The organism is Vibrio sp. Vb0349, assembly GCF_033338975.1.
On the sequence record NZ_JAWOTS010000055.1, the window covers coordinates 1 to 10,410 of the forward strand.

Sequence of the window (10,410 nt, forward strand, 5' to 3'; positions counted from 1 at the left end):
GTGACTTTCGTCTCACTCCGTGTCGGTGGATGCGCAGTATAGGGGGTTGAGAAATTAGTACAAGCGTTTTTTGCAAAAAAACTTTCAACCGAACAAATAACGAGCATTCTGCATAGATACTCAACGATCTTGTCTAATATTTCGGGTTGCAGAGGATCTTTTCATGATGAAACACCTGACTTCTGCATTAAAAGATCGCCGATTTCTTTGTGATTTTGATTGCTGATCTTATCTCTCTTGGTTCTTTTTTCTCTTTCTATCTATATAAAGACGAAAAAAGAGCAGAACGATGACGAACTGCTCTTTTGGTCTTTGCTTTTTATTTGGGGTACTTCAGGTGAAGTCTTGGAAAAGTGTTTCTTCTATATATAGAAGAAAAGATCAGAGCATCCTTGCCCTTCTCTTTACGACAGATGAGTTAGGGGTATATCTAAATGTCGTTATTGTTCGATGACGCATTGAGCTCGTAAGAGTGGAGCATGCTTGCATTCCCAATGGCGTCATCTTCGAGAGGAACTTAGTTCTTCAATACTTTTACGGTGTAACTACCATCTTTTTGTTGGTATAGACCGTGGATGTCGGTTTCGAAACCTGGGTAATGCGCACCGATCTCACAAAGCATCTCTAGGAAGTCCAGCACAGGGCGAGACTCTTGAGTCACCATTTCACCAGGAAGTACTAGTGGCACACCTGGAGGGTAAGGAAGGATCATGTTCGCACTTACGCGGCCAACCATTTCTTCCAGTTTGATTTCTTCGATGTTGCCACGAAGCTCTTCTTGCCATGCTGCGTGTGGTGTTACTTTCATTTCTGGAAGTACATCGAACGCTTTGTACATTAGCTCAGGTAGGTTGTATTTCTTAGTTAGGTCATGAATCGCTTGTGCTAGTTCTTGAACACGCATGCCTTCATAGAAGCTTGGGTCTTCGTTGTATAGTGAAGGTAGGAAGCTCTTGATGGTTAGGTTCAAGTCGTAGCCACGTTTAAATTCAGTTAGGCCGCGTAGCAATTGCATTGCTTTTGATTTGTCGATACCGATTGAGAATAGGAACAACAAGTTGTATGGACCTGTTTTCTCTACCACGATGCCGCGCTCGTCTAGGAATTTAGCCACCAGCGAAGCAGGAATACCTGATTCTTCTAGTTCGCCTTCTTTATTCATCCCAGGAGTCAGTAGCGTTACTTTGATTGGATCAAGATACATGTGGTTGTCATCCATGTTCTTGAAGCCATGCCATGTGTCGCTAGGATCTAGTTTCCAACATTCTGTGGTATCGATGTTTTCTGGTTGCCATACATCGAAGAACCAGCTGTCGCTTTCTGCTTCTAGACGTTTGATCTCTTTACGGAAGCGGATTGCGCGATCGATAGAGTCTTGCATCAACTTCTTACCAGTGTTGCCGCGCATCATTGCCGCTGCAGTTTCAGTAGAAGCAACAATGCCGTACTGAGGTGAAGTTGAAGTGTGCATCATGAATGCTTCATTGAAAGATTCTTTATCAAAGTCACCTTTCACGTGAATCATTGAAGCTTGTGAGAACGCTGCCAACAGTTTGTGTGTTGATTGTGTTTCGTAGAACACTTTGCCTGGCATCGCTTCACCACTCATACCACATTTACCTTCGTAAATTGGGTTGAAGTTAGTGTAAGGCACCCAAGCACTGTCGAAGTGGATGTGTTTACAATCTAGCGACTCTTTGATGAATTGTGTGTTGTACAACAAGCCATCGTAAGTTGAGTTAGTCACTACTGCGTAAGTTGGTGCTGTTGCACCTGGTGTTTTCGCCACTTTCTCTGCAATGACATCGCGGCTGAATTCGCTTTGTGGAATGCCACCAAGGATGCCGTATGCGTTACGAGTTGGGCGGAAGTAGATTGGTGTCACGTCGCTCATCATCATTAGGTGAGTCAGAGATTTGTGACAGTTACGGTCAATCAGTACTGTGCTGCCAGCAGGTGCTGAGTACATACCAACGATTTTGTTCGATGTAGACGTACCGTTAGTTACGATGTACGAGCTGTCGGCATTGAATGTACGTGCGATGTATTCTTCTGCATCTTTATGTGGACCTGAGTGGTCGAGCAGAGAACCTAGCTCAGGCATTGAGATTGATACGTCCGCTTTAAATGTGTTTGGACCGTAAAAATCGTAGAAGATGCTACCAGCAGGGCTTTTCTGGAATGCAGTACCGCCCATGTGACCTGGAGTACAGAAGGTGTATTTACCTTCTTCTACGTATTTGAATAACGCTTTAGTGAATGGAGGCATGATGGCATCTTTGTATGCCTCAGTCGCTTGGTTGATTTTGATAGCGATGTCGTCAGCCATACCTAAAGCGTACTCGAAGAAGCTCACGTTTAGACGTAGGTCTGTTAGTGAAATGTCTAGAGTAGACTGTTCGTTAGCAAATGCGTGAACAGGCAGTTTTTCGTTGATTTGGCTGATACGTTCACATAGCTCTAGTGAGTATTTATCCCAGTCGAACAGCACACCGCAAATGCGTGGGTTCATCTCAATCATTTTGATCAAGTCTTTATCATCTACTGGGTAAACCACTTCGTAGCCCGCTTTCTCAAGAGCAGCGTGAAGTTGACGAACTGGCTCTTCTTTAAAGAACACACCCATGTGGTTCAAGATAGCGAATATATTCATTTGGACATCTCCAAGGCGAATGAGGGCGCTCTTTGCCATTTACAGACAATGAGTAAAGTGAGCGCCGCGTGAATTTAGGTTTTATGGGCTGGCACCGTAGTGCCAGCGTTTTGGGGATTAGTTGCTTGCTTGGGCAGGCATGTCGTCAGCGTGCATTTTCACGTACTGAGCAAGACCTGCTTTTTTGCTGTAGAACATCAAGATAACTAGAGACACGATGAAGGTTGCTGTTAGCGTACCGCCCTCTGCACCTGCTAGTGCGATGAAGCAGAACAGACAAGCCACACCAGAGAACAGCATTACGAAGCCGTTGCGTGTTGTCATACCTTCGAAGCGAATCAAGTTAATGCTTGAGTAGAAGTAAGGCAGCATAGTTAGTAGAACTGCGTCAGTTGTTAGCTGGTTGAATAGGTCTGATGCGTGTGCTGTTTTAGAGCTGAAGAACATCAGTACAACCATCAGTGCAGTCATCTTGATTGACGCAAGGATTAGACCTTTCTTAGGCACACCGTTTTTGTCAGTTTCGCCGTAGATTTTAGGGAAGTTGCCATCGCTCGCGGCACGTTTACCAGCCTCGCCCACCAGCATCATCCAAGAACCTAGCGAAGTGAAACATGCTAGTGCTGTGAATGCTGATACGAATGGTGCAGTCCAGCTACCGAATAGCTCAGTGGTTGCCAATGCAAATGGCGCACCTGATGCCGCAACTTCTGACGCTGGGAACATGCCGCTGATCATTTGAGTTGATAGGATGTAAATCACACCTGCGATACCAGTACCTAACATAGTTGCTAGTGGTACAGTCCGTTTAGGGTTTTCTACCATACCAGTCGATACCGCTGCTGATTCCACACCTACGAATGACCATAGACAGATAAGAACCGCAGTCACAATCGCATGGCTATCAGTACCCGCAGATACGTTCCAGTTTTGGCTGTAAAGCGCAGTGTCGAAGTGTGTCCAACCAAATGCAGCTGTACCAACAACAGGGATAAGGATAAGAACTAGACCAAGCGTACATAGACGGCTTACCCAGCTACCACCAAGTAGGTTGACGAAAGTGAAGATCCATACCGATGCAATCGTCGCAATACCTGCTGGGATTGGGTTATTAAGCACAGGGAAGAATACTGAAAGGTAAGAAACACCTGTAATGGCAATAGCCAGGTTACCAATCCAGTTCGCGTGGTAATAAAGAACGCCCGTTTGGAAACCAAATACCGGAGACACTTCGCCAGCATAAGCGATAGGACCACCTTCTTGTGGGTTTTTGGTTGCCAGACGAGCGTAAACAAACGCCAGACTCAGTGCACCGACCAAACAGATCAGCCAACTGAAGATTGAAACAGAGCCTACAGAGGCAAGACTAGAAGGTAATAGTGCAATACCACTACCCATCATGTTACCGGCTACGACACCCGTACAGGCAATAAGGCCGATTTTTTTCGCATTCGATGACATAACATCTCCAAATCTATTCTACTCGAGTCAACATGACTCAAACTGAATGGTTATTAGCGAGATGCTATGAGGAAGAACCTGCTCGACCTCGCTAAATTTCGAAGTGAAGACTACGCCCCAAAACTGGGAAAAAAATAAACTTGGGGTTATCAATAAAATTATTAGTTAATCAACATCAAGTTGAGGTAAACATGATAAACACAAAAATATAAAACCATATTATTCATTTAGTTATAAGAAAAACATCAAACCTTCTACCGATAGATAAACTCTCATCAACTCGTTGGTCATCGCGATAAAAGTTATCAACCTCTATCAACTTCCCCATCCCGAAGGGTTAATTCCCTGAAGTGTTGATTCCATAAATCTCTCCCTGATCGCGCTTCTTGACCCAAGTCAATATTCATCTCTCCTGCAAGAAAGCATCAGAATCATTCTCGCCACATAACTCATCCAGACACTTCATACAATCAATAGAGATAGAGATAGAGATAGAGATAGAGATAGAGATAGAGATAGAGATAGAGATAGAGATAGAGAAGCAAAGCGGGTATGTATTCCCGTTGCAAGCTTGCGTTGTTAGCTCCTTCGTAAGTCACTGCCCCACCGCCCCACCCTTTTCACTTTTCGACAGCGACAAAAAAGCCCCTCACAGAAATGAGGGGCTAGCATTAGACTGACGTTGAGTCCGAGAGAATTAAAGCATTCGAACGACAGAAGGGTGAACGGCGCGATACATGGCGTAATCAATCGCCTTCATGTTACTTGGGAAGACCAAGTTTTCGCACAGCAGGTACGTCTCAACCGACGTATCAATATAGAAAGCTTCACTGTAAGACTCACTGGCTAAATCCAGATCACCATCCAATTCGGCGTGCTTACCGCGAATCACATAGGAAAGCACTGAATCACGTAACCTCAATGCCTGTCCGAGATGCCGCTTGGCTAACGCCATGTCACCAATGATGGTTTCGTGCAGTGCTAAAGCTTCATAAATTCGCGGTTGAATTGGCCCCACCATCATTTTCACATTAGTCTCTAGTGCTTCACTGAGCTGCTGCATTCGCCCTTTCTTCAACTCCTGTGAGAAATCAAGTGCCTTTTGTACATGGTAAGCAATCAACAACTCAGCTTGAACGTAAGCATTATCCGGCTCGATTTCTAAAATGTTTTCCATCAAGTCGATACCTTGGCGGAATTGTTTAGTATCAGAGACATTAAGGTAATGGTTAGCCTGAACAAACAACTCCAACGCGTCGGGATTCATTGGCATTCCCGCCACCAGCATCGTAGATTTCAATTTGGCATCCGACACTTTCAGCACTTGCATCAAATCCAACGACGCTTGTTGAAGCACTGTCTTTAAATGACTACTGGTTAACGCGTATTGACGACTAAACAACACTTTCTCAGATGAGTTATTGCGATATTCCACCTCTAAAAAGCTGCCACCGTCATTCTCACGAACTCTCACCACAACCGATTTACCAGGCACAATGCCAGAAGTAAACGACGCCTTCTTTAGCATGACTCGGTAATCACTGACTTGAGCAATGTCGGACATCAACTTTTGGGCGAATCCGTCTGCCAAATCGTAGCTTAATCCTTCATTCGTAAAATTATCTTGAAACTTGAACTCAATCAGATGGGTATCGATGGCTTGGGTAATACGCACTTCCGATTGCTTGTAGGTAAACACGCCCATCACTACGACCAACATACTGATCCAGATGAAGTTCATAATTCCCAATCGCCAAGGACTGATTTTGTTTTTGCTCTGAGGGGCTTTTTTCTCTTTTGACATCTCGCAGACCGCGCGAGTTAGAGGACCTGCTGGAAAGGTAACGGCTGGTGCTATAGGTAGACAATCCTCTTCCGATTCTTCAACCGAAGGTGGGATCTCTTCATTTTGCCGATTTGTGACAAACTCTTCATGCGTCATAGTAACCACGTTCGCTACCAGCTTATAGCCACGCTTGGGCACCGTGATAACGTAGTTGGTATTTTCCTCTCGACCGTCACGCAGTAGCTTACGCAACTCAAAGATGGATTGAGTCACCACTTGATCGGTCACAATCGCTCCAGCCCAAACGTACTGAATCAATTCCTCGCGGTTGAACACCTCATTCGCATGCTCCGCTAAGAAGTGCAAAAGATTAATTAAGCGTGGCTCAACAGTAACTTCCCTATCTTGTCGATACAGCTTATTTTCATCAACGCTCAAAACCCAGTCATTGATTTGAAAATAGACTCCAACCATGTATGAAAACTCTCGTATCTACAGACAGCGTTACGGTAGGAATCAGACAATGGTCGATTCCTACAAGTAACTAAAGGCAAGATTATAGGTGGGAAAGCAGCGTGTACCTAGAAAAGCAAGTCGCCAAAAATGCAAACTTAAGTTAAGTGATTCAAGAATGAGACTACTCAAGTGCGGCAAGGATAGAGCAATGTGTGGCGTCATCGTCTGTATGACCACAACAAGCATCATTAATCTTCTTTAACGCTCGGCGAATTTTCGTCAGCTCGTTAATTTTCCCATCAATCAGCTCTAACTTAGCAGAAGTAATGGCTTTTACCTCTGCACAGCTGTGTTCTGTCGCTTCTAACTTAATTTCTAACAGGTCTTTAATTTCATCCAGACTCAAGCCAAGATCTTTACCTTTGAGGATAAAGTGCACCTGCTTTTGATTCTCTTCATCATACAAGCGGTAGCCTGATTCGCTTCGCCCTGCGGGTTTTATTAGCGCGTTTTTCTCGTAGAAACGCAATGTATCGGCAGTCACACCACAACGTTTTGCCAGTTCACCTATCTGAAACATAACTTTCCCTATTAACTATCTCGTTACTTTTAAAGCTAAAGAACGACTTTTTTGCAATTATTTTTGAGATGCCAAACGATTGCGCGAGCTTTTTTGTAATAAATTGGTTAGAATACGCGCCATCAAATGTGGAGACTGTTTTCTAACCAGAAAACACCCTGCAAAGGTCTTTACCAAAACTGGCCAATATTTTACCCCAAGAGGTAAAAACAAGTTCATTTTTGGCAAACATCTTTAACTCCGTGAATTTGAGGAAAATGGAAGCATGAATAACGCTCGTCCTATTCGCCGTGCGCTTATCAGCGTATCAGACAAAACAGGTATTGTTGAGTTTGCGCAAGCTCTTGCTGAGCGCGGTGTCGATATCCTATCTACTGGTGGTACAGCTCGCCTACTTGCCGAACAAGGCATCGCCGTAACCGAAGTCTCTGACTACACTGGTTTCCCAGAAATGATGGACGGCCGCGTTAAAACGCTTCACCCAAAAGTTCACGGTGGTGTGCTTGGTCGTCGTGGCCAAGATGATGACGTGATGGAAAAGCACGGCATCAACCCTATCGATATGGTTGTCGTTAACCTATACCCATTCGCAGAAACCGTTGCTAAAGAAGGCTGTACGCTTGCTGATGCGGTTGAGAACATCGACATCGGTGGTCCAACAATGGTTCGCTCTGCAGCGAAAAACCACAAAGACGTAACTATCGTGGTGAACGCTCACGACTACGACCGTGTTATCGCTGAAATGGACGCGAACGAGAAGTCTCTAACACTAGAAACTCGTTTCGACCTGGCTATCGCAGCATTCGAGCACACAGCATCTTACGACGGCATGATCGCAAACTACTTCGGCACTATGGTTCCATCTTACGGTGAGAACAAAGAAGGTGATGAAGAGTCTAAATTCCCACGTACGTTCAACCAACAGTTCGAGAAGAAGCAAGACATGCGCTACGGTGAGAACAGCCACCAAGCAGCCGCATTCTACGTTGAAGCAAACCCACAAGAAGCATCCGTTTCTACTGCTCGCCAAATCCAAGGTAAAGCCCTTTCTTACAACAACATCGCAGACACGGACGCAGCGCTTGAATGTGTGAAAGAGTTCAACGAGCCAGCATGTGTAATCGTAAAACACGCAAACCCATGCGGTGTTGCTCTAGGTAAAGACATCCTAGAAGCGTACAACCGTGCTTACCAAACTGACCCAACATCTGCATTCGGCGGCATCATTGCATTCAACCAAGAACTGGATGCTGAAACAGCAACCGCTATTGTTGAGCGTCAATTCGTTGAAGTGATCATCGCACCTTCTGTTTCTGCTGAAGCGATTGAAGTGGTTGCCGCGAAGAAGAACGTACGTCTACTTGAGTGTGGCGAATGGACAACGAAGACAACTGGCTTTGACGTGAAACGCGTGAATGGCGGTCTACTGGTTCAAGACCGCGACCAAGGCATGGTAAGCCTAGACGACCTAAAAGTGGTTTCTAAGCGCCAGCCAACAGAAGAAGAGCTAAAAGATGCACTGTTCTGCTGGAAAGTAGCGAAATACGTGAAATCTAACGCGATCGTTTACTCGAAAGGCGACATGACTATCGGTGTAGGCGCAGGCCAAATGAGCCGCGTTTACTCTGCGAAAATCGCAGGCATCAAAGCTGCAGACGAAGGTCTACAGGTTGAAGGTTGTGTAATGGCATCAGATGCATTCTTCCCATTCCGTGACGGTATCGACGCGGCTGCAGAAGCAGGCATCAAGTGTGTTATCCAACCAGGCGGTTCTATGCGTGATGACGAAGTTATTGCAGCGGCAGACGAACACGGCATGGCGATGATCTTTACCGGTATGCGTCACTTCCGCCACTAATCCTCTCGTCTTCACTGGGACGATAACTGCGTTGACGGCGTTCACTTATCCTAATCACATAGCATACTATGCTCATAGGAATAAGTTCACTTGTCGCCTTGTCCTCGTCCCATTGAATTAGAGAGGCCATACTCAGGTCTTTGCGAAATATCTGAGTTTGAGCAAACGGTATTTATAAGATTAAGGATTTTCATATGCGAGTTTTAATCATTGGTTCAGGCGGTCGTGAACATGCGCTAGGCTGGAAAGCAGCGCAAAACCCAAATGTTGAGACTATTTTCATTGCTCCAGGCAACGCAGGTACAGCACTAGAGCCAAAACTAGAGAACGTAAACATCGATGTAGAAGACATCGCTGGCCTTGTTGCTTTCGCCAAAGAGAAGGCGATTGAACTGACTATCGTTGGCCCAGAAGCACCGCTGGTTATTGGTGTGGTGGATGCGTTCCGCGAAGCGGGCTTACCAATCTTTGGTCCTACCCAAGCCGCAGCGCAGCTTGAAGGCTCTAAAGCGTTTACTAAAGACTTCCTTGCTCGTCACCAAATCCCAACCGGTGCCTACGCAAACTTCACAGAAATTGAACCAGCGCTTGCTTACGTGCGTGAGCAAGGTGCACCGATCGTGGTGAAAGCCGACGGCCTTGCTGCTGGTAAAGGCGTGATTGTGGCAATGACGCTAGAAGAAGCGGAAGACGCAATCAAAGACATGCTAGCAGGCAACGCATTTGGTGATGCTGGTAGTCGTGTCGTTATCGAAGAATTCCTAGATGGTGAAGAAGCAAGCTTCATCGTGATGGTGGATGGTGAGAACGTTCTACCAATGGCCACCAGCCAAGACCACAAACGCGTAGGCGACAAAGATACTGGTCCTAACACCGGTGGCATGGGTGCATATTCTCCTGCTCCAGTGGTGACACAAGAAATCCACAACCGCATCATGGAAGAAGTGATTTACCCAACGGTACGCGGCATGGCTGCTGAAGGTAACCCTTACACTGGTTTCCTATACGCGGGTCTGATGATCGACAAAGACGGCACTCCGAAAGTGATCGAGTACAACTGCCGCTTCGGTGATCCTGAGACACAACCTATCATGATGCGCATGGAATCGGATCTTGTTGATCTGTGCCTAGCGGCAATCGACGAGAAACTGGCTCAAGCGGAATCGAAGTGGGATCCACGAGCATCGATTGGTATCGTGTTAGCAGCCGGTGGTTACCCAGCTGCATACAACAAAGGCGACGTAATTTCGGGTCTGCCACAAGTTGAAATTGAAGGCGAAAAAGTCTTCCATGCAGGTACAGATAACAAAGATGGCGACATCGTGACAAACGGTGGTCGTGTTCTTTGTGCAACCGCACTTGGCAACAGCGTATCAGAAGCGCAGCAGCGTGCTTACGAGCTTGCAAAACAGATCAGTTGGGATGGCATGTTCCATCGCAACGATATCGGCTACCGTGCAATTGCACGTGAGCAAGACAAATAAAAACAACATAAGTTGGCTAAAAAACAAAAGGCGCACTCAGCGCCTTTTTTTATTGTTCTGTGCCGTCCTAAATAAGGTTGACACTTTCCACCCCCAAAATTGGAGAGTGTTATGAAATCAACAACTAAAAGA

Annotated in this window: 6 protein-coding genes; 2 read left to right on the plus strand and 4 right to left on the minus strand. The window is 45.7% G+C overall.

Features of this window, described 5'->3' with window-relative positions; genetic code table 11:
* Positions 1–517: 517 nt before the first annotated feature.
* The 4 genes from R7Q47_RS22845 to zntR form a co-directional block, all read right to left on the minus strand.
* Positions 518–2,653: a lysine decarboxylase CadA gene (locus tag R7Q47_RS22845; protein WP_017635553.1), complete on the minus strand. Its 2,136-nt coding sequence runs from the start codon at positions 2,651–2,653 to the stop codon at positions 518–520.
* Positions 2,654–2,770: 117 nt separating this feature from the next.
* Complete coding sequence (gene cadB, locus R7Q47_RS22850) at positions 2,771–4,114, minus strand: cadaverine/lysine antiporter (RefSeq protein WP_248487109.1); 1,344 nt, start codon at positions 4,112–4,114, stop codon at positions 2,771–2,773.
* A gap of 697 nt (positions 4,115–4,811) precedes the next feature.
* Positions 4,812–6,374: a lysine decarboxylation/transport transcriptional activator CadC gene (gene cadC / locus R7Q47_RS22855; protein ID WP_086047087.1), complete on the minus strand. Its 1,563-nt coding sequence runs from the start codon at positions 6,372–6,374 to the stop codon at positions 4,812–4,814.
* A 163-nt stretch (positions 6,375–6,537) separates the two neighbouring features.
* Positions 6,538–6,936: a Zn(2+)-responsive transcriptional regulator gene (zntR, locus tag R7Q47_RS22860; protein WP_005382529.1), complete on the minus strand. Its 399-nt coding sequence runs from the start codon at positions 6,934–6,936 to the stop codon at positions 6,538–6,540.
* A gap of 265 nt (positions 6,937–7,201) precedes the next feature.
* On the opposite strand from zntR, the gene purH reads away from it, so the two are divergent.
* Positions 7,202–8,794 carry a bifunctional phosphoribosylaminoimidazolecarboxamide formyltransferase/IMP cyclohydrolase gene (gene purH, locus R7Q47_RS22865; protein WP_248487111.1) on the plus strand — a complete coding sequence of 531 codons (1,593 nt, stop codon included), beginning with the start codon at positions 7,202–7,204 and terminating at the stop codon, positions 8,792–8,794.
* 194 nt (positions 8,795–8,988) lie between these two features.
* Positions 8,989–10,278: a phosphoribosylamine--glycine ligase gene (purD, locus tag R7Q47_RS22870; protein ID WP_248487112.1), complete on the plus strand. Its 1,290-nt coding sequence runs from the start codon at positions 8,989–8,991 to the stop codon at positions 10,276–10,278.
* Positions 10,279–10,410 lie beyond the last annotated feature (132 nt).

Bases quoted from the DNA above. Each gene is read 5' to 3' on its own strand.
- R7Q47_RS22845 (WP_017635553.1), bottom strand. From the start codon at position 2,653: ATGAATATATTCGCTATCTTGAACCACATGGGTGTGTTCTTTAAAGAA.
- cadB (WP_248487109.1), bottom strand. From the start codon at position 4,114: ATGTCATCGAATGCGAAAAAAATCGGCCTTATTGCCTGTACGGGTGTC.
- cadC (WP_086047087.1), bottom strand. From the start codon at position 6,374: ATGGTTGGAGTCTATTTTCAAATCAATGACTGGGTTTTGAGCGTTGAT.
- zntR (WP_005382529.1), bottom strand. From the start codon at position 6,936: ATGTTTCAGATAGGTGAACTGGCAAAACGTTGTGGTGTGACTGCCGAT.
- purH (WP_248487111.1), top strand. From the start codon at position 7,202: ATGAATAACGCTCGTCCTATTCGCCGTGCGCTTATCAGCGTATCAGAC.
- purD (WP_248487112.1), top strand. From the start codon at position 8,989: ATGCGAGTTTTAATCATTGGTTCAGGCGGTCGTGAACATGCGCTAGGC.